Origin of the sequence: Pseudomonas ficuserectae (genome assembly GCF_024584585.1) — a bacterium.
GTDB lineage: Bacteria > Pseudomonadota > Gammaproteobacteria > Pseudomonadales > Pseudomonadaceae > Aquipseudomonas > Aquipseudomonas amygdali.
This window is the reverse complement of sequence record NZ_CP085684.1, coordinates 5,028,369-5,049,942: the sequence shown is the minus strand read 5'-3', so window position 1 is coordinate 5,049,942 and position 21,574 is coordinate 5,028,369. Positions and strand designations below refer to the sequence as shown.

The following is a 21,574-nucleotide window of genomic DNA, read 5'->3' as shown; positions in this document are numbered from 1 at the left end:
GCAAACTCTACAAGGTCGTCAAGTTCGCCACGCTGGTGACCGATCAGGTCGCCCGCGAAGATGAAGTCAGCCAGGCGGCCAGCGTGGCGTTTGAAATCTCCCAGCAGACCGACGTCAGCGCCCAGCGCGGCGCGGATGTGGTGCAGAACACTGTGCAGACCATGCGCAAGATATCCGAAGAGATGCAGTCGGCTTCCTCAGGCATCGAAGCACTGGGCAAGCAGTCCCTGTTGATCAGCTCCATCGTGCAGACCATCGGCGGCATCGCCCAGCAGACCAATCTGCTGGCGCTCAATGCCGCCATCGAGGCCGCGCGCGCCGGTGAGCAGGGCAGGGGCTTTGCCGTGGTCGCCGATGAAGTCCGCCAACTGGCCGGCCGCACCAGCGCCGCGACCGAAGAGATCGTCAGCGTCGTGCAGCAAAACCAGTCGCTGGCCGATGAGGCGGTACGCGGCATGGCCAACAGCCGCACTCAGGCGGAACAGGGTCTTTTGCTGGCCAACGAGGCGGGCGCGGTGATCGTCGAGATTCAGGAAGGGGCCAAACAGGTGGTAGGCGCAGTGGGTCGGTTTGCCAATCAGTTGAAGTAGCGGCTGACTTCACTGTCGGTATTTCAGGTGTTGCAGGGCATGGACGACCGGCAACACCTGATAGCTCTGGCATCATTTTTGGACGGCAGGCAGAATGCGCCGCAGTTGGTCAGTGATCACCTTCGCACTCAAGTGTTGTGAATCACTGGTTCCACTCTGACAAGGATTGGTTGGATGCTGCTTGCTGTACTTACCGTTCTCAATGCCCTTTGCCTGATCGGTGGCTTGCTGTTCAACGCAGAGTTGTTGAACAAGGCTGGCGCCGATATTCCCCTCAAAAACCTGCAGGCGCTGGAAATATACGGGCAGAGCCTTGCCGCAGTGAGCGTGTGCCTGGCGGCCTGGCGCCTGTGTATCTGGGCTCATGGGAAATGGGGACATCAGCAGCATCTCATGCGCTCCATCCTGCTCAGTACCGTGGTACTGGCCCCGCTGACCTGGTGGGTTCAGGGTGTGGTCCCGGACGCGATTGCTGAAGCGTTTCCGGCCGATCTGCGGGTTTACAGCCTTTACGCCTACGTGACGAAAAAAGGCCTGCTCTACGATTCGGTGCAGATACCCGGCATTCCCTATCAGGAATATCGCGACAAGGGCGAGGGCAAGGCCTTCATCGCCAATCTTGGCGTACTCATGAGTGTTCAGGGCTCGTACGTCGAGCAGATTGGCCACAATTTTCAGGGCTTCGCCCAAACCGTCTTCAAGGGCTATACCCGACGCAACGCCGATAGGCTCTACAGCCGGCTGCAAGCGGAAGTCATCCCGGTCTTTGACGATATCGCCCGTGAATACGCAAAGGTAGAAGCCTTACGGCGCTCTGGCGTAGCGGGTAATAAACGCAAGCCGCTTGCGCTCCCGAACGCAGCCCTGCAACAGGCCCCGCCGAGCGCCGAAGACTACGCGTTGGCGATGCCTTCAGGCCTGCGTACCCGTCAGGCGATGGCCAATACTGCGCAGGTGCGCGGCATGGCGCGTCAGGTCCTGGGCCCGCTCTACGTGGAAGGAATGGACCTGCTTGTCACGCCCAGTCAGTTCAACACGTACCTCAATGGCATCGCCAGCAATATGGCCAGCGACGTTGCGCGCACTGATGTGCATGGCGCACAGAGCCTGAGCGTCCTCAAAAACATGTGGTTCGTACCCTGGTCGTTGCTGAGTGGTCTTTTCATGGGCGCGCTCAATATCGTCGGGTTGTTGTTGTCGACCGTCGAGCAGCGCGCGTTCATACAGAAGAGGCTTGTCGCCGTCAGAGCGGCAGCGGTGGCCCTGATCGTGATGGTTCCATTGCTCGCCGGTAACGCAATCATTCAATCGCCAGGCTATCGCACTGCGTTCAAGGACATCGAGGCCGGCCCGACCCTCATGGCCGGTGTCTTTCATTGGGCGATGTCTGCAGAAGCCATGTTGTACAACTTGACCAGACCTCTGCTCAACGCCGAGTAAAACGTTTCAAAAGGGAGTAAGCCCCGTGCGCAAGAAATTCGTTGCATCAATTCTGGCGGTAAGCATCGCCACCTCAGTCACCGGATGCGCGCAGATGGGCATCAGCAAGGAACAGGCGGGTACTATGATCGGCGGTATCGCCGGTCTGGCGGTCGGTGCAACGATGGGCAAGGGTAACGGTCAGATCGCAGCCGCGCTGATCGTTGCAGGCATCGGCGGCTATATTGGTAACCGCATCGGTCAGTTGCTCGACGACAGGGATAAACAGGCACTGGCGCTGCGCACTCAGGAAGTTCTGAGTCAGCCCGCAACTCCTGTAGCGCAGCCTACGGCCATCTGGCGTTCCGATCACTCCAATGCAAGCGCCCGGATCACGCCAGGCCCGGAGTTCAAGGCGGTCCGGACCATCGATGTCAAACGCACGCCCAACATTCAGGGCGTGCCGTCGATGAAGCTGATCAATCAACCCTATGTCACCCGGTCTACCCTCAACGTGCGCTCTGCACCGAACATGAACGCTGACAAGGTGGGCAGCCTGCCGGGCAATACGCAATTCACTGCCGTGGGTTCTACCGGTGACTGGATTCTGGTGGGGCGCAAGGGCGTTACCGTGGGCTACGTGCACAAGGACTACGTGATGACGCAGTCCGATGCCGATACCAGAAAGAGGCTTGCTTCAGTCAGGTTCGATGATATGAATGTGTCGGCCAGCAAAGAGACTGAAGCATTCGATCTGGGCTCAATCTCTTCCTTGCCCTCCGGCAAAACAGCGGCCGAGACTACTTGTCGACCGCTTTCTGTAAGCCTGGAAGCCAACGGTGGCACCACTGAAAAGCAGGACAACACATTCTGCAGGCAGGCCAATGATACGTGGGAGTTGATTTGAAGCAGGGCCTCTAGCGGGCAGTCAGTGCCGAATAACTGTTCATCAGGTTACGGTAGTTCGGGATCCGCTCGGACAGCAGGTTGCCCAGCCCTTCGATATCGTTGCGCCAGTCACCTTGCAGCTCACAGGCCACCGAGAACCAGTTCATCAACTGCGCACCTGCCTGGGTCATACGCGACCAGGCGGCTTGCTGGACAGTGGTGTTGAAGGTGCCCGATGCATCGGTGACCACGAACACTTCAAAGCCTTCAGCCAGTGCCGACAGGGTCGGAAAGGTCACGCACACGTCAGTCACTACCCCGGCGATGATCAACTGCTTGCGGCCGGTCGCCTTGATCGCCTTTACAAAATCTTCGTTGTCCCAGGCGTTGATCTGGCCTGGACGGGCGATGTATGGCGCATCGGGGAACATGGCCTTGAGTTCCGGCACCAGCGGGCCGTTGGGGCCTTGTTCGAAACTGGTGGTGAGGATGGTCGGCAGTTCGAAGAAGCGGGCCAGGTCAGCCAGGGCCAGGACGTTATTCTTGAACTCGTTCGGCGTGAAGTCCTGTACCAGCGAGATCAGGCCTGTCTGATGATCGATCAGCAGCACGATGGCGTCATCTTTGTTCAGGCGGCTGTAAGGGGCGTTTTTCATGGTCAAGTCCTTTCGTTTGGGTAGGTGAGGTGTGGCGTTCAACGTGGGTTCAGATTAGTAGCTCACCGGAAAGGGAAAAAGCGCCTGACGCGCGTTTTACTGTCTCTTCACAGTGGACAATACTGTCCCAAGTGCTGCCCTCCCTACGAATCGCCTACCCAGAAACCGCCCCGGCCTTGCCAGCCTCCACCGCAAAGCGTTTGAGCGTCGACACACTGGCAGCGGGGTCGAGCACATCCGACACCACCTGGAAGCGGGTCAGCATCTGCTGCTCGCTGAGGTCCACCGCCACGTAGCCACGCTGGCGGCTGTCAAAGAACTTCACATGGGGGTTGAGCCCCAGAATGCTGTTGAAGGCGTCGAATGGCGGTCCGCCGGATGTCACCGAGGTGCCGACGAATTCAGTGGCGACGACGGCGGAATCCGGATTGCCCGCATCGGCGTGCAGGTCGGTGGTCCAGAACGAATGGATATCGCCACCCCAGAACACCGGGTTGCGGGTCTGCTGGCGTTGCAGGGATGCCAGCATGCGCTCGCGGGTCGCCGCGTAGCCGTCCCAGCCGTCGGTCCAGTGGCCCAGCGCCTGCGTTTTGAGATTGCGCTGTTCCAGTGGAGCGACCAGCAAGTCCTGGGCAATGACATTCCATTGCCCAGGTGATTCAGCAAAGCTGCGGTCCAGCCAGGCTTCCTGTTCCCAGCCGAGCATGGTGCGTTTGGGGTCACTCAGATCCGGACAGTCGCTGGGCGCTACGTAGCCTCGACGGCTGCCGTTGGCCTGGATGCACGCCTGTTCGGAACGATACTGCCGACCGTCCAGCACATGAAAGCGTGCCAGGCGGCCATAGTCCAGGTTCCGGTAAATACGCATGTCCGGTCCTTTGGGCAGGCTGCTCGCGCGCAAGGGCATGTGCTCGTAAAACGCCTGATAAGCGGCGGCTCTGCGACGTAGAAAGCTGTCCACAGGAACGTTCGGGTCCTGGGACCACTGCGCGGCGTAGTCATTCTGTACTTCGTGATCGTCCCAGGTGGCCACGCTCGGCGCGCAGGCATGCAGCGCTTGCAGGTCCGGGTCGGTCTTGTACTGCGCGTATCGGTTGCGATAGCCCGCCAGGTCCATCGGGTCTGAGGTGGCATGGCGGCGCGGGAACTGTATGTTTGTGGGAGAGACGTTCATTTCATAGATGTAGTCGCCGAGAAAGAACACCATGTCAGGTCGCTCCGCAGCCAGGTGCCTGTAGGCGCTGAAATATCCCGCCTCCCAATGCGAACATGACACGAAGCCGAACCGTGCCGAGACCATGGCGGTTGCCAGCGGCGCAGTGCAGGCCTGACCCACGGCGCTTTGCGCGCCCAGACTTTCGAACTGATACCAGTAGGGACGTCCAGGCTGCAAACCGCCCACTTCAATGTGTACTGAATGGGCAAAGCGCGGTTGAGCGGTCGCTTGCCCCGCACGTACGACGCGAGTCATCGCTGCATCGCTGGCGATTTTCCAGCGCACTTCGACGGGTTTTTTCAGGCCGCCGTCGCCCGTGGCTGTCATCACCTGTGGCGCCAGGCGTGTCCAGATCACGAAGCCGTCAGGCAGCGGGTCGCCGGATGCCACGCCCAGCGTGAACGGATAATCGACACCCGCGCTGCGGGCAAACGGGCTGAGGATCGATAGCAGCGTGGCACCGGCCACGCCGGTAATGATGCGTCGGCGATCCGGATTGAAGTCAGTCATTGCGCGGCCTCTGCTGGTTCGTACTGCGAGCGCAACAGCCCGAACAGCAACATGTCTTTGAAAACACCGTTCTTCAAAAATGCTTCTTTCATACAGCCTTCATACGACAGTCCGCACTTCTCCAGCACCCTGGCGCTGGCCATGTTGTCGGCAAAGCACTGACCGGCGATGCGGTTGAGGTTCATGACGGTGAAGCCATGCATCAGCAAACCCTGCACCGCCTCGCTGGTGTAGCCCTGATTTCGGTAATCGGCACCGATCCAGTAACCCAGGTTGCCGCTGCGATGCGAGGTTGACAGGCGCAGTGAAACGACCCCGGTCAGTTCCCCGGTTTCCTGGGCATGAACCCCCAGGCTCAATGTTCGTCCAGCGGCGAATTGTTCCGGTGCATCGACAATGAACGCCTGTGCATGCTCCAGGGTATAGGGCGAGGGGACCGTGGCCGTCATGCTCGCAATCACGGGGTCGTCAGCCAGTCGCGACAAGGCGCTGGACTGCTCGGCTCGCAACGGGCAGAGCAATAGTCGTGAGGTGCGGATACTGGGCATATCGAGAAGCATCCCGGATTTTCCGTTGAGTTGAATACTCAAGAATTGCCGCGTTTCCATGGCGTTTTTATGACGGCTGCGAGAAACATTTTAGTGCCATCAAAAGAGCTTACAAAGGCCATGTAACAGTCATGTAAACCTAACTGATCGGTCATATTCGGTTGCTAGATTCTCGGCCTCTGACAAGAAGGGCGGATGGTATGAGAACGTGGGACGAACCTAAAAAACGCAAGGCGCACATCGAACTGATCCCGATGATCGACGTGATGATGTTCCTGCTGGTTTTTTTCGTACTGGTCAGCCTGAACGTGATTCCGGCTCTGGGGATGAAAACCCAGCTGCCGAGCGCCAGCAGTTCACAGCAGCTCAAGCCGCAGAACAAATCGATCCTGACCCTGGGCCTCAACGGCGAATTACAGCTTGATGGCAAGGCGACCACAGTCGAGGCTCTGGTGCCTGCCTTGAAGGCGCTGGAAAAGCCCGATACTAAAACCACCATTATCGTCAACAGCGACAAGGGCGTTGAGGTCGCACGTCTGGTCGAGATCATGGACACCTTGCGTCTGGGTGGCTTTACCTCGGTCTCTATTGCCACGCGTAAATCCTGACCATGTATGTCCTGTTTCGTGTACGTCAGTGGCTCGCAGGCCTGCCAGCGCTGGTGGCGCTCATCGTGATTGTGATGGGCGTGCAAACGCGGGCCCTTAAGGTAGAGCCGGTTTATGACCAGTCAGCCGTGGAGCTGGCGTTGATCGAGCCCGAGCCTCCAGCGCCAGAGCCCGTGGTGCCGCCCGAGCCGCTTCCGGTTCAGCCTGAAGAGCCGCCACCACCGCCGCCCGTGGTGGAAAGCGAAGACGCCGAGCCTGCTCCGCCACCGCCCAAGCCCATGCCTAAACCTGTCCCCAAGCCCGTGCCCAAGCCCAAGCCGGAACCCAAGCCGCGCCCGGAACCTGTACCCAAGCCAGCCCCGGCGGTAGTAAAGCCCGCCGAGCCGGTCCAGGCCCCCAGTAAGCCTGTGGCCAGCGCTGCCGTCGCGCCGCCTCAGCCACCGGCGCAGCCGAAAGTAGACACGCAGGGCCTCGAAGGCGGCTACCTCAAAGGGCTGCGTAACGATCTGGATGGCTACAAACAGTACCCGACCGGACGCCAGGCCTCGCTGGAGCGCCCAAGCGGCGAGGTAGTGGTGTGGTTATTGGTTGATCGCCAGGGGCGAGTGCTGGACTCCGGCATTCAGACCCAGGCGTCCAGCATGCTGCTCAACCGCGCAGCAGCCAACAGTCTGCGACGCATCAAGCAAGTCAAACCGTTTCCCGAGCAAGCCTTCGGCGGGCGTAGCGAACAGCGCTTCACCGCCACCTTCAACTACAGCGTGCAATAGCACTGACAAGGAACAGAGTGATGAAGTTTTCCAGAATTCACCTTGCGTTGGTCGCCGCTGGCATGAGCCACGGCATGGCCATGGCTGATTCGAGTGCCAGTGACGTTGGCACCATTGGCGTACAAGGGAAGGCGACGGTGGGCGGTGGCTATATGGTTCAGGAGGAGAGCATCAAGGCGCGCTCCACGGTGACCAAGGAGGCGCTCGACAAGCAGACCGCAACAGGTAACGCGATCGACAAACTCAAATACACCCCGGGCCTGAATATCTCCAGTGAAGATGCCACCGGCCTGTCGGGCTTTCGCTTTACCATGCGCGGCCTCAACTCCGATCAGGTCGGGATGTCGGTAGATGGCATGCCCATCAACGACTCCGGCAACTATGCACTGTATTCCAACCTGCTGGGCGACCCGGAAAACATCGATCAGATCTTCGTCACCCAGGGCTCTGCCGAGAGTGACGGCCCGCACATCGGTTCCAGCGGTGGCAACATTGGTATTGTCACCATTCGGCCCACCAAGGAAACCGGCGCATTCGTCAAACAAAGTGCAGGCAGCAACGGTACTTACAAGACCTTTGCGCGGCTCAATACCGGTGAAATCAACGGGCTGAGCAACTGGCTGTCGATGTCTCACACCGAAGGCCAGAAATGGCGCGGTGACGGTGCCGTGCGCGCTGACAAGGTGGAATGGAACAGCTTCTTCGACATGGGCTCGGGCAATACGGCCAACCTGATCCTCAAGTATCACGAGCAGGACAACAACAGCTACAGCCAGCTCACCAAGAGCCAGTTTCAGCAGAACGGACGCAAGTTTGACCCCTATCCTTCGACGCCCACGCTGGGCAGCAACGGCAAGCTGTCCAGTTATTACGAACTGGCGCAAAACCCGTTCCAGACGTTCACCGCCGTGCTCAATACCCAATTCAAACTGGCCGACAATCTGGCGCTTTCAGTAATCCCCTATTACTTCTGGGGTAACGGCAGCGGTGTAAACAGCTCCTCCTATGCGCTCAACCGCGGCTCGAATCAGAACGGTGTATTCGACCTGAGCAACTTGCCGACGGCTGCCGCTTATAACGCTGATGGCTCATCGACCACTGGCGTGTATTACCGACCTTCGCGCACCCAGACCTGGCGTCCGGGGATCACCACCAAGTTGAACTGGGACGTCAACGACGAACACAGCGTGCAAGTCGGCTACTGGTATGAGCGCGCGCGTCAGTTGCAGACTCAGCCTTTCATTCGCCTGAAGAGCAACGGCAAGCCGGAAAGCATCTGGCCAGACTCGGATTACATGGTCGATGCCAACGGCAATGAGATTCAGGGCCGTGATCGCTATACCGTGACGCCTGCACAAAAAGTATGGGCTCAGGACACCTGGTATTTCGCCCCGGACTGGACGCTGATCGGCGGCCTGGCCTACATGAATGTCGAGCGTGAAGGCAATAACCACGGCAGCCTTACCGAGCGGCCGGAAAAACGTGACCAGACCTACAACAAGCTGCTGCCGAACGTGGGCCTCAAGTATCAGCTGGATGAGCGTGACCAGTTGTTCTACAGCCTGTCGCGCAACATGCGCATACCGCAGAACTACGTCCTTTATGACCCAGGCACCGGTTCCATCAACAGCAAGCCGGAGACCAGCTGGAACCACGAACTGGGCTGGCGCTTTACCGAACAGGACATGACGCTGGCCGCCACCCTGTTCTACATGCAGTTCAAGGACCGTCAGGTGTCATCGAGAGACATCAATGGTGACTTTGCCGACATCAATGCCGGTGCAGTCGATAACAGCGGGCTTGAACTGGAGTGGAGCGGCCTGCTGCCGCACCATTTCAATTACTACACCTCGTACACCTACACCCGCGCCAAACAGAAGGATGACCTGACCGTTTTTAATAACGGCGCCGCCATCGAGCTGCCTACCAGCGGCAAGCAGTTTGCCAACGTGCCGAAGAACATGCTGGCCGCCAACATCGGCTACGACGACGGCAGTTATTACGGCACCTTCGGAGCCAAGTTCACCAGCAAGCTGTATGGCGACCTGACCAATGACGAAAGCATTCCGGGGCGCACCATCTTCAATCTGGGCGCGGGCATCTATCTGCCGGTGGACAAGAAAATCGTCAAGGATGCCACCTTGCGTCTGAACGTCGACAACCTGTTCGACAAGGAGTACCTGGACGGCGTGTACACCACCAAGACCAACGCAGGTACATACAGCGGCTTCCGCGATGGCGACCCGGCGTACATCGTCGGCGTCGAGCGTACCGTTACCGTTTCTCTTGAAGCCAATTTCTAATCTTCATTGACCAGAGGTCTGTGCCATGGACATGAATCAGCTTCACGACATCACCTTCTATGTGATGTACGCCGCCATCGCGATAGCGATCTTTGTCGCGATCGAGCGGGGTATCTACTTTGCTTACGTACGCCGTCAGGCACGGGCGCTGCAAGCGGCACTCAGTGCTTCGGTGCACAGTGAAAAGGACCTGCCGGAGGCGCTGACACGCCGGGCCGGTTTGCCGCTGAGCATGGTCCTGCCGGTGCTTGCGCAAAAAAATGCTCAGGGCTCGCGCAGGGATCTGGATGATGTCATCGAAACCCAGTACCTGAGCACTCGCGCGCCGCTGGCCCGCAGCCTCTGGCTGATCGAGACCATCACTACCGCTGCACCTCTGTTGGGGTTGCTGGGCACCATTCTGGGCATCATCGACACGTTCAAGGCGCTGGCCAGTGCCGGGGTGTCCGATCCCGGGCAGATTTCTGCCGGTATCGGCACGGCGCTGTTCGCGACCGGGCTGGGTATTGCCATCGCCTTGTTCTGCGTGGTCTTTCATAACTACTTTCAGGACAGCCTGGAACGCATCAACGATCAACTCAAGATCCTGTTGATCCGCGCTTCCAGCGGCGCACAGGTGCAGGATGAAACCGAGCATTCGGCTGCCCCGGTCCAACCGAAATACCGCACTGCCTGATCAACCTGCGGCGTGTGCCCTTGGCATGCGCCATCCTGCCTGTGTCCGGCGATGAGGCCCGCATGTTCTTTGATCTTCCAGGCTGTAGGGTACTTACGCGTTCCCGCGTAGTGATCGCAGCGTTACTGCTGACGAGTTCGTTTGCGCAGGCCGACTTCGCTATTCCAGGTTTCGAGCTGGTACACACCGTTCCGCTCGGAACCGACCTGCAGACACCTGACCTGCGAGCGCCCGGCGAGGTCTGGCGCGAGCTGTTCGATGGTGCCCGCAAGGGTATCGATATCGAGCAGTTCTATGTCGCAGACCAGGCCGGTTCGGTGATGGACAAGGTGCTTGAAAGCCTGACTGCAGCGGGGCAGCGCGGGGTGAAAATCCGTTTTCTGCTGGAGGAAAAAGGCCTGAAAATGTCCGATCCGCAGATCCTTGAACGGTTGCGGGCGATACCCAACCTCACCTTGCGCGTACTGCCATACGCCAAGCTCACGGGCAGCGGCATCATTCACGCCAAATTCATCGTCGTGGATGGCCGGCAGGCGTTCATAGGCAGTCAGAATTTCGATTGGCGCTCTCTGGAGCACATCCATGAAACCGGCCTGCGCATCGACGAGCCGAATGTCGTGCGCCAGACGCAGGCCGTGTTCGATCAGGACTGGCTCGCCCAGGCCGCCATTGCCGAAGGCAAACCGATTCCGGTGCCACACTCGAACAAGAATGCTTTGCCTGCTGGCAACTATCTGGTCGCCAGTCCGCAGCGCTATAACCCGCCCGGCGTACTCGACTCCCAGGCCGAGCTGCCGCGTTTGCTGGCGCAAGCCAGCCGCGAGGTTCGCGTCCAGTTGCTGGATTACGCACCCTTGTCCTACGGACCTGACAAAACCCGGCCTTACTATGCGGTCATCGATAACGCCATCCGCAGCGCCGCCGCCCGTGGCGTGTCAATCAAACTCATGGTGTCGGACTGGAACACAGGCATGCCCGAAGTAGCCTATTTGAAGAGTCTGGCCCTGGTGCCCAACGTGCAGGTGCGCATTGTCACACTGCCCGTAGCCGCCGAGGGGTTCATCCCGTATGCACGCGTGATTCACAGCAAGACCATGGACATTGATGATCAGGTCGCATGGGTCGGCACCAGTAACTGGCTCGGCGGCTACCTCGACAACTCGCGCAACCTGGAAGTGGTGATGCACGACAGCACAATGGCCAAGCGCATCGGCGTTCTGCATGAGCAGCTATGGGATGGGCCGTATGCCAAACCAATCGACATCAACCGCGACTACCCGGAACCGCATCCGGGCCGGCCTTGACAGTAAACAGACGGGCAGCCGGAAGGGCGACGCCGGGCGCTAAGCATGGCGGGTTGTATCGACAATCAGAATGCGTCTGAGTCCGGACGGAACAGGTCTGGCAAGGAGTCTGAAATGAGTTTGATCGTTCGTGCGATGGCAGACAGTGACTGGTCTTCGCTGGCTCAGATTTTTGAACAGCCGGTGTTCCGTTGGTGGACGCTTCGGATGCCATACCAGTCAGTCAACGACATAAAAAAACTTGTTGAAGGTCGCAGCGCTTCAGGCCTATCCCTGGTTGCCGAGCGAGATGGCATCGTTGTCGGGTGCGCCATGCTCTATCGCTTTCAGGGGCGAAGGCAGCACGTAGCTGATTTCTGGATGGGGGTCGCAGACGGTCATCATCGCCAGGGCATTGGCGACGAATTATTGAAAGAGCTGTCTGCAACCGCCTGCCGATGGATGAATGTAAAACGCCTGGAGCTTACCGTCTTCGTTGATAACGAGCCTGCTATTGCGCTTTATAAAAAGAATGGCTTTGTCATAGAGGGGACGCACCGGAAATTTGCCTATCGGGATGGTGAATACATAGATGCTTTCAGTATGGCGGCAGTCTACTGAGGTGCTCTGAATGGGGTGGCAGGAGCGGCCTTCGATAGACCCGCTCTTGATAGCAATATGCCCGGCTTTGGTGATGAATGAAGCTCCCCACTAGGCCCCTCTGCCCGCTTCAGCCACAATGACGCCTTTTACCCTCCAGCCTGCTGTGGGCTGTAAAAGGATTGCTGCTGATGATGCTCTCTTTCAAGCCATGGTTCCGGGGGCTGGCGCTGGCTTTGCCGCTGGCTGCCCTGCTGACCGCGTGTGACAAGTCCGATAAGCCGGTGACGCCGCCTGCACCGCCACACACCACTTATAGCCAGGCTGGTTGGGACGCGCTGCCCGCCGTGTCGGACGCCGACTTGCAAGCCGGGTTTGCCTCATGGCGCAGTGCGTGTGTTCGTCTGAAGGCTGATGCCGTGTGGGGACCGACCTGTGCGGCGGCGGGCAGCCTTGTGGCGGCTCCGGATGCGGCGCAGATCCGTACGTTTTTGCAGAGCCAGTTGCAGGTCTACAGCCTGCGCGCTGATGGCGGCAGTGCCGATGGCCTGATCACCGGTTATTACGAGCCTGTCTACCCTGGCAGCCTGACTCAGACCGCCACGGCTAACGTGCCGGTTTACGGCATTCCGGACGATCTGATCGTGGTCAATCTGGACAGCATTTATCCCGAACTCAAGGGCAAGCGCTTGCGCGGTCGGCTTGAGGGGCGGGTGCTCAAGCCTTACGACGATGCCGCGACGATCAACGCGCAGGGGTTGAATGCGCCGGTGATTGCCTGGCTGACCGACCCGATGGATGTGCAGTTCCTGCAGATTCAGGGCTCCGGGCGCGTGAGTCTGGAGGATGGCTCGCAGCTGCGTCTGGGCTATGCCGATCAGAACGGCCGCCCTTATCGCGCGATTGGTCGCTGGCTGGTGGAGCAGGGCCAGTTGAAGAAGGAAGACGTGACCATGGGCAGCATCGCAGCCTGGGCCAAAGCGCATCCGGAGCGGGTCAGCGAGTTGCTGGCCAGCAACCCCAGCTATGTGTTTTTTGCCCGTAACCCCGACAGCAATGAAGGCCCGCGCGGCTCGCTCAACGTGCCGCTGACACCGGGCTACAGCGTAGCCATCGATCGCAAGGTGATTCCTCTGGGTAGTCTGCTCTGGCTCTCCACCACACGGCCGGATGGAAGCAGCGTGGTGCGCCCGGTTGCGGCGCAGGACACGGGCGGTGCGATTGCCGGTGAAGTGCGCGCTGATCTGTTCTGGGGCACTGGCGATGAGGCCGGTAAGCTGGCAGGTGACATGAAACAGAAAGGCAATATCTGGTTGCTGTGGCCCAAGGGTATGGCGTTGCCGCAGACAGCAGAAACAACGCCTGCAACGACCACTGTGCCTGCCAGCCACTGACCCGGTCCGCACGCTCGTCCGGCATGTAGCTGTGTATTCAACGAGCCGCTTTGCAGTTATCTGCCCGTTTAACCAAGGCGCGGATCAACCACAAACTCCAGCTCCTTGGCCGTTGCCACAACGGCCAGGAATTCCGGGTGCTGGACGTTGAGCAGGTAATTCGATTCACGCGGGATGATCACGCTGGGCACGGCCAGTGCCAGGCTCTGACCCGAGGCAAGCCAGTCGTCGCCGAACGAGGCTGTTGCCGGTGGTGCGGGCTCTTCGCGCCAGTCGGGAGGCAGGGTGTCCGGCCGTGCATTGAGGATGTGCTCTTCGCCAATCTGCAGCTCAAGCATCGCGTAATGCCGGGCCACGCCAGCGTTGCCCAGGTGCACCAGCACTTCCAGCAGCGCCAGCGATTCGCTGCCTGCGCAGTACACACAGGCGTTGCCTTTGCTGTTCCAGCGTCCGCCATAGAGCTTGGCGCCTTCACCGTCGAACGCCTGAGCCAGCCATTTGCGCTTTACCAGTCGATAGACTGCAATCACGCCACGACACCGTGTTCCAGCCGACCGATCAGGTCGAGCACTGCCTGCGCCTCGGCCGAGGTAGCGAGCATTTCCAGCGGCCTGCGATTGCCCAGCCCATAGACCGGGTTGGCCAGCCACAGACGGGTCGCTTCGGCATCGTCTTCGAACAGGTCCAGCGCCGCTTTGTAAACCGCTGCCAGGCGGAACAGACGATCGCTTTCCTCGGCATTGAAGCGGCGCACCTTGAGGCGTCGCTGCAAGGTGGCGGGAGCGATGCCCAGATGCTCGGCCAGGGTCGAGCGGTTCAGGTCGGTGTAATGCGCCAGACGCTCGAATACTTCATACGGCAAACCGTCGTGCAGCGCCGAGTACAGGCGCGTGCCACGGGCCGGAATACCCAGATGCTGCCAGAAATCGTCCTGCCGGGGCAGGGCCGGATGGTAGTCGCTTATAGGCAGAGACATGGACACACCTGTCTATCGAGTGATTGCTATTAAATCTATCACTTGATAATAGGCTGGTTTGGGTGGTCGCGGTAGTGATTTGCAGCAACAGAAAGCGACTTAAATTACAGAAACTGCAAACATCGCCGACTTAAGGCTATAGGTTTAGTTTGAATGTTGCTGATCGAGCGTTATAGGCTCAGTGTCAGTCGATTTCGATAGTGCTGTCGAACGTATACGTGCTGTCCGCCGTTGTCAGCCTGATTTTTTTGCAGTGAGAACCACACGATGTCCACGCTTGCACTATTGATATGCGATGACTCGAACATGGCGCGAAAGCAGCTTTTGCGTGCCCTGCCTGCTGATTGGGATGTATCGGTAACGCTCGCTACCCAGGGGCAGGAAGGTCTGGAAGCTATCCGTAAAGGCCAGGGCCAGGTGGTGCTGCTCGACCTGACCATGCCGGTGATGGACGGTTACCAGACCTTGACGGCGATTCGTGCCGAAAACCTCGACACCAAGGTGATTGTGGTGTCGGGTGACGTGCAGGACGAAGCGGTGCGCCGGGTCATGGAGCTGGGCGCGCTGGCGTTTCTGAAAAAACCTGCCGACCCGGACGAACTCAAGAGCACGCTGGAACGCCTGGGCCTGCTGGGCAAGCCGGCGGTGTCACCTGTTGCGCTGCCCGCCCTCAACAACAAGGGCGGGGTGATCAGCTTTCAGGATGCCTTCCGCGAAACCATCAACGTTGCCATGGGCCGCGCTGCGGCGTTGCTGGCCAAGGTGCTGGGCGTGTTCGTGCAGTTGCCGGTGCCCAACGTCAACATGCTCGAAGTCGGCGAGTTGCACATGGCGCTGGCCGATGCCCACGCTGATCAGCGTTTGACGGCGGTGTGTCAGGGCTACATCGGTGGCGGCATTGCAGGTGAAGCGCTGCTGATTTTCCATGACTCGGAAATATCCGGCATGTCGAAACTGATGGGCGACGATAACTCCGACAGCTCCAACATGGAGATGCTTCTGGACCTGTCCACGATCCTGATCGGTGCCTGCCTGAGCGGTATTGCCGAGCAGATCGACATCGCGTTTTCGCAAGGCCATCCACAGTTGCTGGGCGCGCAGGGTGGCATCGACGAGCTTATTCGTATTAATCAGCAGCGCTGGAAAAAGACCCTGGCGGTTGAAATCAGTTACAGCGTAGAAGGCCATAACATTCATTTCGATCTGTTGATGCTGTTCACCGAAGACTCGGTCGAGCTGCTTACCAAAAAACTCGCCTACATGATGAGCTGACCCATGAGCAACGCTATCGAAATCAACGAGCTCCATTGGTTGCTGGCCGTCACGCAGAACATTGACGTAGGCATTGTGGTGCTGGACCTGAACTATCGGGTGACGGTCTGGAATACTTTCATGGAAAACCGCTCTGGCGTGGTGCCTTATGTGGCCATCGACAAGACCTTCTTCGAGTTGTTTCCGGAGGTCAACCGCCAATGGCTGAGCAAGAAAATCGATAACGTCGTGACCCTTGGCACACCGGCATTCACCATCTGGGAACAGCGGCCGTATCTGGTGCGCTTCAAGAATTACCAGCCGATCACCGGGCACGAAGAGTTCATGTACCAGAACACCACGCTGTTTCCGCTGCGTTCAACCACCGGGGCGATCAGCCATGTGTGCCTGGTGATCTATGACGTCACCGACGTGGCAGCCAACCGCAATCAATTGCAGGCAGCCAATGACAAGCTGCAGCAACTGTCGGGTGCTGAACAAAAGTAAACGGCTGTCTGGCTCGTTGGGGCAGCAAAACCGCACTGCGGGCTTGATCCCGCTCGTGCTAGGATCGCGATTTTTCCGCTGACGCTCAGGGACATCATGCGACCTCAAGCCACCCTCACTGTTTTGCCTGTCGAGCGCCCGCTGGTCGGGCGCGTCAGCCCGCCGGGCTCCAAGTCGATCACCAACCGCGCATTGTTGCTGGCCGGGCTGGCCAAAGGCACCAGCCGCCTGACCGGCGCGCTGAAGAGTGACGACACCCGCGTGATGTCCGAAGCACTGCGTCTGATGGGCGTGCAGGTCGACGAGCCGGATGACAGCACCTTCGTGGTCACCAGCAGCGGCCACTGGCAGGCACCGCAGCAGGCACTGTTTCTCGGTAACGCCGGAACCGCAACGCGCTTTCTGACCGCTGCACTGGCTAACTTCGAAGGCCATTTTGTGGTCGACGGCGACGAGTACATGCGCAAGCGCCCGATCGGCCCGCTGGTCGATGCCTTGCAGCGCATGGGTGTGGAGGTCAGTGCGCCCAGTGGCTGCCCGCCGGTGGCGATCAAGGGCAAAGGCGGTCTGGAAGCCGGACGTATTGAAATCGATGGCAACCTGTCCAGCCAGTACGTGTCAGCGTTGCTGATGGCCGGAGCCTGCGGCAAGGGCCCGGTCGAAGTTGCTTTGACCGGCAGCGAGATTGGCGCGCGTGGTTATGTCGATCTGACCCTGGCGGCCATGCAGGCCTTCGGCGCCGAGGTTCAGGCCATCGGCGAAACCGCCTGGAAGGTCTCGGCCACTGGTTATCGCGCTACGGACTTCCATATCGAACCGGATGCATCGGCGGCTACCTACCTGTGGGCCGCCCAAGCATTGACCGAGGGCGATATCGACCTCGGCGTGGCCAGCGACGCATTCACTCAGCCTGATGCCCTGGCCAGTCAGATCATCGCAAGCTTCCCGAACATGCCTGCCGTGATCGACGGTTCGCAAATGCAGGACGCGATTCCGACGCTGGCGGTACTCGCCGCCTTCAACCGTCAGCCAGTGCGCTTTGTCGGCATCGCCAACCTGCGGGTCAAGGAATGTGACCGTATTTCAGCACTGTCCCACGGCCTGTGTGCCATCGCGCCGGGCCTTGCTGTAGAGGAGGGCGACGATCTGCTGGTGCACGCCAACCCGGCGCTGGCAGGCACCACGGTAGACGCATTGATTGACACCCACTCCGACCATCGCATCGCCATGTGTTTTGCGCTGGCAGGCTTGAAGATTGCCGGTATTCGCATTCTCGACCCCGATTGCGTCGGCAAGACCTACCCGGGTTACTGGGATGCACTGGCTTCGCTGGGGGTGCGTGTTCAGCGCTGAGAGCAGCTATGGAGCCGTTTTTCAGATCCCGAAGAACGGCTGCATCATCCGCGCCAGCAGCCCGTGAAAGCGCAGCCTTGATTCTGTCGCCAGTACGCAGATGCATTCCCGGTCAGGGTAAGCGATGGGCTGGTGCTGGATGTGGCTGTCCAGATCGGCCACATCATTGAGCGCGAACGCTCCCTGTATGTCGTGATACGCGCCCTTGAGCACCATAGTCATCTCGCCGCTTTCATGGCTGTGCACCGGCATGCTGACGCCGGGGGCGATTTTCAGCAGCATCAGGTTGCCTTGTTCAATACCTTGCGCACGTACTCGTTGCACGCCAGGAACCAGTGTCTTCCACTTCAGTGTGCTCAGCTGCCGACCGAAATGCGCGTGCATGCAGACAGGCAGCAAGTCCGGGTCCTGATTGGCTGCCGGCGTCCAATACATTGCCGGCTCAGCGCCCGTTTGCCGTTCATCGAGGCGCGCCAGCATTGCTGACCTGCCCTTGAGCGGCACCACGCTGCTGGTGTGCTGCTGCATCAATACACCGCCAATCTCTTCGGCTTGTCTGAGTCGCGCACGGCACTCGGCACAGCGTTCAAGGTGCGCCGCAGTCACCACCGCAAGGACCTGCGACAGCGCCCCTGCTGCATAGCTGACCAGCGTCGCGTCATCCGGATGATGTCGTGGGCTCATCATGATTCCTCTATCCGCGAACGCAATTTTTGAAACGCCAGGCGCAGGCACGATTTCACCGTGCCCAGTGGCATACCAAGGCGTTCGGAAATTTCCCGATGGCTGAGCGCTTCAAAATAAGACATTCGCAATACCCGGGCCTGATCGGTGGGCAGGTTCTGAATGGCAATGTTCAGTTGTTGCTCCTGGCGCTGGCTGTAATCGAGCGTTCGATCTACCGGCGCCTCCAGGCGCTCGAGTTGTTCCAGTGAATTCTGCACCTGCACCCAGCCGCGGTCCTTGCGCACGCTGTCGATGTACAGGTTGCGGGCGATGCGAAACAGCCATGTCCCCAGGCTGGCCTTGGTCGGATCGAAGGAATCGGCCTTGTGCCACAGCTTGAGCAGCACTTCCTGCACCAATTCTTCGGCTTGCCCCTCAGGCACATTCAGCCCGGTCAGATAACGTAACAGGCGCGGCGCGAAGTGATCGTAGATGCGCATGAAGCTTTCGCGGTCCCTCTGGCGGGCCACGGCGGCGACTTCATCAATCCAAAGTCGGGTTATTGTCGATTCGCTGTGAGGGGGGGACAAGTGACAGAAGGTCCTGAGACTGGCAGTAGTGCGCATGATCCACCTTCTGATCACCATTGTCTGGTTTTGGTTCGCAATGCAGAGGTGTTACGCAACGGGATGGGGAGTGGATCACAGGATATGACGAGCGGCGTGGAGGAATTTTACAGGTGCGGCCATGACAATGACCACGGGCCAGTCATGCAGACAGTCGCTGTCATTTCTGCCAGTAGCGCTATGAGCAGCTGGCTGCTTAACCTGTGATCTGGATGCTATCAAGGTCAGGGAGACCATTATGGACACTCACGTTGCACGTGCTTCATCTACGCTGGCCAAGCTGGCGTGTGTACTGCTGGTTATCATTTGTATGGGGCTTCTTTTTGCACCTTGGCGAGCTCAGGCTGAGGCTGTAAATCTGGTTACCTGTACAGGAACCCATACTACAAACTGGTCGCCAGGATTGACCAACACCAGTCAGACGATTGTTGTATCGACGATGAGCAGTTGGAACCCGTGTGTTTCGCTCTCATTCCCTTTGGTTACCAGCGCTTCGTCCAGCGAAAGCTTCCAGTCTACGTTTTCCTGCAAGTCGTTACTGCTACCAACGTCCAGCAGAACATGGGTCATTAGCTGGAGCGATGGAGTCACCAGCACTTACAAATTCAACGCGACGATCAATAATATTGGTACTTTGAACACGACCATTGTTGGTGTCGGGGCAATTGTGGATGGCCGTTATAAAGGCGCCAATGCGACAAGTACATTTTTACTTGGCAATCTTCAGTCAACGTTGGACAACAGCTGCGACACCGACACCGGCGTTACCCTCGTCAGCGGTCTTTCAACACTGTTGATTACCCCGTAACGAAAGACACGGAGCATGCACGCATAAAGCTGCTACAAGGGCTTGTAATGCAGACTGATCGTCAACTCCATCGACTCCTCCTGACGTAATAGGCTCAATCCCGGCCGGCCGGGCAAATGATGTGCGTTGACTGGGTGGCTAACCGGCTCGAAGCAGAAGAAACCCAACCCCGGCGGGCAGAACACCAGAAAGTAGTCGCTGCCAGTGGCCTGACAGTGCAGCTCATAGCCCAGGTCCGGCTGGCTGATGATGCTCAGGCCGTCCCAGCCGGTGAAGCCGTTATCCAGTCGTGCTTCAGGCAGCGTATTGCTCTGCCGGAAGTCCCATTCTGCTGGCAGGTCCTGCAAGGCGCTGGGCAAACCGGCTTCGTCGCACATCCATACCTGCGCAGCCTTGGCCTGCAAGCGTGTGTGAGGCGTGCGCGGCAGGTAAGGGTGCAAGCCCAGCCCGTGCCAGGCGGCGCGACTGTCCAGGTGGGTGGTGGTCAGTTCGATGCTCAGCTTGCCGTCTTGCAGTGTGTAGCGCAGTTGCGCGCGGTAGGCGAACGGCGTCTGGCTGTCGAGTTGCAGGCAGACCTGCTCTGCGGTCTGCTCGATAACACTCCAGACCTGTTGCCAGGCGCTGCCATGAATCGGCAACGGGTCGTTGGCGCTGTTGGCGGCCAGTGCGAGCCAGCCATCCGGCGTGTCGAAACCGCCATTGCCTATCCGGTTCGACCAAGGCGCCAGCGGGTAGCAGGCCAGTCGGCGAGGTGTACCGGCAGCCAGTGCCTGTTCGTCGCTCGGGCGCAGCAGGGGGGGCCCGCTGGCCAATACGGTCCAGTTGACGATACTGCCACCGATGTCGGGAGCCAGAGTGAGGCGGGTAAGGCCATCTTCAAGGGTCAGTACGTTCGCGGGCATGATGCAAAACCTTCTTGGATGATGGTCTGGATGGTTGAGAGGCAGATGGCGTGGCGCGCCGCCAGGTCAGCAGGACGATACCGCTGACGACGATCAGCCCGCCGATGACCTGGCCGCTGCTGAGCAACTGATCGAGAATCAGCCAGCCGAACAGCAGGCTCGCCACCGGCTCGATGTTCATCACCGGCGCATTGCGGGCGATGTCCAGCCGCGCCATGCAGATGAACAGCAGCGAAAAGCCCAACCCGTAGAGCACCACCAGACTGGCCAGCGCAGTCCAGCCGATGCGGCTTGACGGCAGATCCACGCCACCGGGCAACAGGCCACTGGCACCGGCCAGCGCAGCCGCCGCGAACACCACGACCATGGTCAGCATACTGCGCACAGTGCCGCGCATGCTGGCCAGTTTGTTGTCGGTGATCCATAGCGCAAAGGCGAACACCACCGCTGCGGTAAACGCATAGGCGATACCTTCCAGCCACTGCGGTTCGCTGCTGCCAGGGTTTGACAGCCGCTGCGGCACATCCAGCGCCAGCGTCAGGCCGAACAGAATCAACGCCATCAGGCCTGCGGCACGTCGTGTGGGCCTTGCGCCGCCCAGTGCCCAGGTCAACAGCGCCAGCAGAATCGGCGAGACGTTGACCACCAGCAATGCCAGAGCCACCGGAATACGTGCTACCGCCGAATAAATGCAAAAACTCTGAGTCGCGATCAGCAAGCCCAGAAGCAATTGCCAGCGCCAGGTGCTGGCAGGGAGACTGAGCTTTTCACGTTGCCAGAGCACCAGGCTGACCAGCACCAGCAGCGTGACGCCGGAGCGGCAGAGAATGGCCAGCAGCAAGCCGGTGTCATGATCGAAAGCGATGCGTGCCGCAATGTGATTGCCGGCAAACGAACAGGCCAGCAGCGCCAGAATAAGCACGGCAATGTGGCGGGGGAACAGGGCAGGGGCAGACATACGCAACCAGCCTCCTTGGCTGGACAACAGAGGTGCGTACCGGAGCGGTTTGAGCGCTCCAGTAGC

23 protein-coding genes are annotated in these 21,574 nt (G+C 59.4%); 14 read left to right on the top strand and 9 right to left on the bottom strand.

Annotated elements, in window-relative coordinates:
- Positions 1–35 precede the first annotated feature (35 nt).
- The 3 genes from LJU29_RS29740 to LJU29_RS22405 all read left to right on the top strand — a co-directional run bounded on the left by LJU29_RS29740 (position 36) and on the right by LJU29_RS22405 (position 2,916).
- Entirely contained in the window at positions 36–590 is a 555-nt protein-coding gene (locus LJU29_RS29740) for a methyl-accepting chemotaxis protein (RefSeq protein ID WP_369812071.1), read from the top strand.
- Between the two features lie 174 nt (positions 591–764).
- Entirely contained in the window at positions 765–2,030 is a 1,266-nt protein-coding gene (locus LJU29_RS22410; RefSeq protein ID WP_122322982.1) for a hypothetical protein, read from the top strand.
- A gap of 25 nt (positions 2,031–2,055) precedes the next feature.
- A complete protein-coding gene (locus LJU29_RS22405; protein ID WP_122322983.1) occupies positions 2,056–2,916 on the top strand; it encodes an SH3 domain-containing protein in 861 nt (286 codons plus the stop codon).
- Between the two features lie 10 nt (positions 2,917–2,926).
- Here LJU29_RS22405 and ycaC read toward each other — a convergent pair whose 3' ends face one another.
- The 3 genes from ycaC to LJU29_RS22390 form a co-directional block, all read right to left on the bottom strand.
- A complete protein-coding gene (gene ycaC / locus LJU29_RS22400) occupies positions 2,927–3,553 on the bottom strand; it encodes an isochorismate family cysteine hydrolase YcaC (RefSeq protein ID WP_005777887.1) in 627 nt (208 codons plus the stop codon).
- 154 nt (positions 3,554–3,707) lie between these two features.
- Positions 3,708–5,279 carry an alkaline phosphatase D family protein gene (locus LJU29_RS22395; protein ID WP_122322984.1) on the bottom strand — a complete coding sequence of 524 codons (1,572 nt, stop codon included), beginning with the start codon at positions 5,277–5,279 and terminating at the stop codon, positions 3,708–3,710.
- A complete protein-coding gene (locus LJU29_RS22390; protein WP_054996621.1) occupies positions 5,276–5,839 on the bottom strand; it encodes a GNAT family N-acetyltransferase in 564 nt (187 codons plus the stop codon). Before LJU29_RS22390 ends, LJU29_RS22395 begins: the two co-directional genes overlap by 4 nt.
- A 188-nt stretch (positions 5,840–6,027) precedes the next feature.
- Between LJU29_RS22390 and LJU29_RS22385 the strand changes: the two genes are divergently transcribed.
- The 7 genes from LJU29_RS22385 to mltA all read left to right on the top strand — a co-directional run bounded on the left by LJU29_RS22385 (position 6,028) and on the right by mltA (position 13,461).
- Entirely contained in the window at positions 6,028–6,435 is a 408-nt protein-coding gene (locus LJU29_RS22385) for an ExbD/TolR family protein (protein WP_002552107.1), read from the top strand.
- Between the two features lie 2 nt (positions 6,436–6,437).
- Positions 6,438–7,205 (top strand): energy transducer TonB family protein, encoded by a 768-nt coding sequence (locus tag LJU29_RS22380; RefSeq protein ID WP_122322985.1) that lies wholly within the window; start codon positions 6,438–6,440, stop codon positions 7,203–7,205.
- Positions 7,206–7,225: 20 nt separating this feature from the next.
- The gene (locus LJU29_RS22375) at positions 7,226–9,508 is read left to right on the top strand and encodes a TonB-dependent receptor (RefSeq protein ID WP_057424026.1); all 2,283 of its coding nucleotides are present in this window, start codon (positions 7,226–7,228) and stop codon (positions 9,506–9,508) included.
- A 25-nt stretch (positions 9,509–9,533) separates the two neighbouring features.
- On the top strand, positions 9,534–10,184 hold the full coding sequence (locus LJU29_RS22370) for a MotA/TolQ/ExbB proton channel family protein (RefSeq protein ID WP_044294177.1): 651 nt from the start codon (positions 9,534–9,536) through the stop codon (positions 10,182–10,184).
- A gap of 62 nt (positions 10,185–10,246) precedes the next feature.
- Positions 10,247–11,488: a phospholipase D-like domain-containing protein gene (locus LJU29_RS22365; protein WP_057424027.1), complete on the top strand. Its 1,242-nt coding sequence runs from the start codon at positions 10,247–10,249 to the stop codon at positions 11,486–11,488.
- Between the two features lie 114 nt (positions 11,489–11,602).
- A complete protein-coding gene (locus tag LJU29_RS22360; RefSeq protein ID WP_004655458.1) occupies positions 11,603–12,088 on the top strand; it encodes a GNAT family N-acetyltransferase in 486 nt (161 codons plus the stop codon).
- A 170-nt stretch (positions 12,089–12,258) separates the two neighbouring features.
- The gene (gene mltA / locus LJU29_RS22355; RefSeq protein ID WP_057424028.1) at positions 12,259–13,461 is read left to right on the top strand and encodes a murein transglycosylase A; all 1,203 of its coding nucleotides are present in this window, start codon (positions 12,259–12,261) and stop codon (positions 13,459–13,461) included.
- A 68-nt stretch (positions 13,462–13,529) separates the two neighbouring features.
- Here the strand turns inward: mltA and LJU29_RS22350 are convergent, their stop codons facing one another.
- Together LJU29_RS22350 and LJU29_RS22345 are read right to left on the bottom strand one after the other, a co-directional pair.
- Complete coding sequence (locus tag LJU29_RS22350) at positions 13,530–13,991, bottom strand: RES family NAD+ phosphorylase (RefSeq protein ID WP_005777906.1); 462 nt, start codon at positions 13,989–13,991, stop codon at positions 13,530–13,532.
- Positions 13,988–14,437: a DUF2384 domain-containing protein gene (locus LJU29_RS22345; protein WP_004663867.1), complete on the bottom strand. Its 450-nt coding sequence runs from the start codon at positions 14,435–14,437 to the stop codon at positions 13,988–13,990. Before LJU29_RS22345 ends, LJU29_RS22350 begins: the two co-directional genes overlap by 4 nt.
- 267 nt (positions 14,438–14,704) lie before the next feature.
- Here LJU29_RS22345 and LJU29_RS22340 point away from each other — a divergent pair, with 267 nt between their 5' ends.
- The 3 genes from LJU29_RS22340 to aroA all read left to right on the top strand — a co-directional run bounded on the left by LJU29_RS22340 (position 14,705) and on the right by aroA (position 17,548).
- A complete protein-coding gene (locus LJU29_RS22340) occupies positions 14,705–15,709 on the top strand; it encodes a response regulator (protein ID WP_011167792.1) in 1,005 nt (334 codons plus the stop codon).
- Positions 15,710–15,712: 3 nt separating this feature from the next.
- Complete coding sequence (locus LJU29_RS22335) at positions 15,713–16,195, top strand: PAS domain-containing protein (protein WP_002556144.1); 483 nt, start codon at positions 15,713–15,715, stop codon at positions 16,193–16,195.
- A gap of 96 nt (positions 16,196–16,291) precedes the next feature.
- Entirely contained in the window at positions 16,292–17,548 is a 1,257-nt protein-coding gene (gene aroA, locus LJU29_RS22330; RefSeq protein WP_122322986.1) for a 3-phosphoshikimate 1-carboxyvinyltransferase, read from the top strand.
- Positions 17,549–17,569: 21 nt separating this feature from the next.
- Here the strand turns inward: aroA and LJU29_RS22325 are convergent, their stop codons facing one another.
- Both LJU29_RS22325 and LJU29_RS22320 read right to left on the bottom strand, forming a co-directional pair.
- Positions 17,570–18,232: a ChrR family anti-sigma-E factor gene (locus LJU29_RS22325; RefSeq protein ID WP_054996616.1), complete on the bottom strand. Its 663-nt coding sequence runs from the start codon at positions 18,230–18,232 to the stop codon at positions 17,570–17,572.
- Positions 18,232–18,744: a sigma-70 family RNA polymerase sigma factor gene (locus tag LJU29_RS22320; protein ID WP_004642487.1), complete on the bottom strand. Its 513-nt coding sequence runs from the start codon at positions 18,742–18,744 to the stop codon at positions 18,232–18,234. Before LJU29_RS22320 ends, LJU29_RS22325 begins: the two co-directional genes overlap by 1 nt.
- Before the next feature lie 334 nt (positions 18,745–19,078).
- Here LJU29_RS22320 and LJU29_RS22315 point away from each other — a divergent pair, with 334 nt between their 5' ends.
- Positions 19,079–19,648, top strand: a complete 570-nt coding sequence (locus LJU29_RS22315; protein WP_162233809.1) for a hypothetical protein — start codon at positions 19,079–19,081, stop codon at positions 19,646–19,648.
- A 32-nt stretch (positions 19,649–19,680) separates the two neighbouring features.
- Here the strand turns inward: LJU29_RS22315 and LJU29_RS22310 are convergent, their stop codons facing one another.
- Positions 19,681–20,550 carry an aldose 1-epimerase gene (locus LJU29_RS22310; protein ID WP_257111214.1) on the bottom strand — a complete coding sequence of 290 codons (870 nt, stop codon included), beginning with the start codon at positions 20,548–20,550 and terminating at the stop codon, positions 19,681–19,683.
- Positions 20,525–21,508, bottom strand: a complete 984-nt coding sequence (locus LJU29_RS22305) for an EamA family transporter (protein WP_005758803.1) — start codon at positions 21,506–21,508, stop codon at positions 20,525–20,527. The genes LJU29_RS22310 and LJU29_RS22305 overlap by 26 nt, the downstream gene beginning before the upstream one ends.
- Between the last annotated feature and the right edge of the window lie 66 nt (positions 21,509–21,574).

Coding starts and splice junctions, on each gene's coding strand:
- LJU29_RS22410 (WP_122322982.1), top strand. CDS start 765: ATGCTGCTTGCTGTACTTACCGTTCTCAATGCCCTTTGCCTGATCGGT.
- ycaC (WP_005777887.1), bottom strand. CDS start 3,553: ATGAAAAACGCCCCTTACAGCCGCCTGAACAAAGATGACGCCATCGTG.
- LJU29_RS22395 (WP_122322984.1), bottom strand. CDS start 5,279: ATGACTGACTTCAATCCGGATCGCCGACGCATCATTACCGGCGTGGCC.
- LJU29_RS22390 (WP_054996621.1), bottom strand. CDS start 5,839: ATGCTTCTCGATATGCCCAGTATCCGCACCTCACGACTATTGCTCTGC.
- LJU29_RS22385 (WP_002552107.1), top strand. CDS start 6,028: ATGAGAACGTGGGACGAACCTAAAAAACGCAAGGCGCACATCGAACTG.
- LJU29_RS22380 (WP_122322985.1), top strand. CDS start 6,438: ATGTATGTCCTGTTTCGTGTACGTCAGTGGCTCGCAGGCCTGCCAGCG.
- LJU29_RS22375 (WP_057424026.1), top strand. CDS start 7,226: ATGAAGTTTTCCAGAATTCACCTTGCGTTGGTCGCCGCTGGCATGAGC.
- LJU29_RS22370 (WP_044294177.1), top strand. CDS start 9,534: ATGGACATGAATCAGCTTCACGACATCACCTTCTATGTGATGTACGCC.
- LJU29_RS22365 (WP_057424027.1), top strand. CDS start 10,247: ATGTTCTTTGATCTTCCAGGCTGTAGGGTACTTACGCGTTCCCGCGTA.
- LJU29_RS22360 (WP_004655458.1), top strand. CDS start 11,603: ATGAGTTTGATCGTTCGTGCGATGGCAGACAGTGACTGGTCTTCGCTG.
- mltA (WP_057424028.1), top strand. CDS start 12,259: ATGATGCTCTCTTTCAAGCCATGGTTCCGGGGGCTGGCGCTGGCTTTG.
- LJU29_RS22345 (WP_004663867.1), bottom strand. CDS start 14,437: ATGTCTCTGCCTATAAGCGACTACCATCCGGCCCTGCCCCGGCAGGAC.
- LJU29_RS22340 (WP_011167792.1), top strand. CDS start 14,705: ATGTCCACGCTTGCACTATTGATATGCGATGACTCGAACATGGCGCGA.
- LJU29_RS22335 (WP_002556144.1), top strand. CDS start 15,713: ATGAGCAACGCTATCGAAATCAACGAGCTCCATTGGTTGCTGGCCGTC.
- aroA (WP_122322986.1), top strand. CDS start 16,292: ATGCGACCTCAAGCCACCCTCACTGTTTTGCCTGTCGAGCGCCCGCTG.
- LJU29_RS22325 (WP_054996616.1), bottom strand. CDS start 18,232: ATGAGCCCACGACATCATCCGGATGACGCGACGCTGGTCAGCTATGCA.
- LJU29_RS22315 (WP_162233809.1), top strand. CDS start 19,079: ATGGACACTCACGTTGCACGTGCTTCATCTACGCTGGCCAAGCTGGCG.
- LJU29_RS22310 (WP_257111214.1), bottom strand. CDS start 20,550: ATGCCCGCGAACGTACTGACCCTTGAAGATGGCCTTACCCGCCTCACT.
- LJU29_RS22305 (WP_005758803.1), bottom strand. CDS start 21,508: ATGTCTGCCCCTGCCCTGTTCCCCCGCCACATTGCCGTGCTTATTCTG.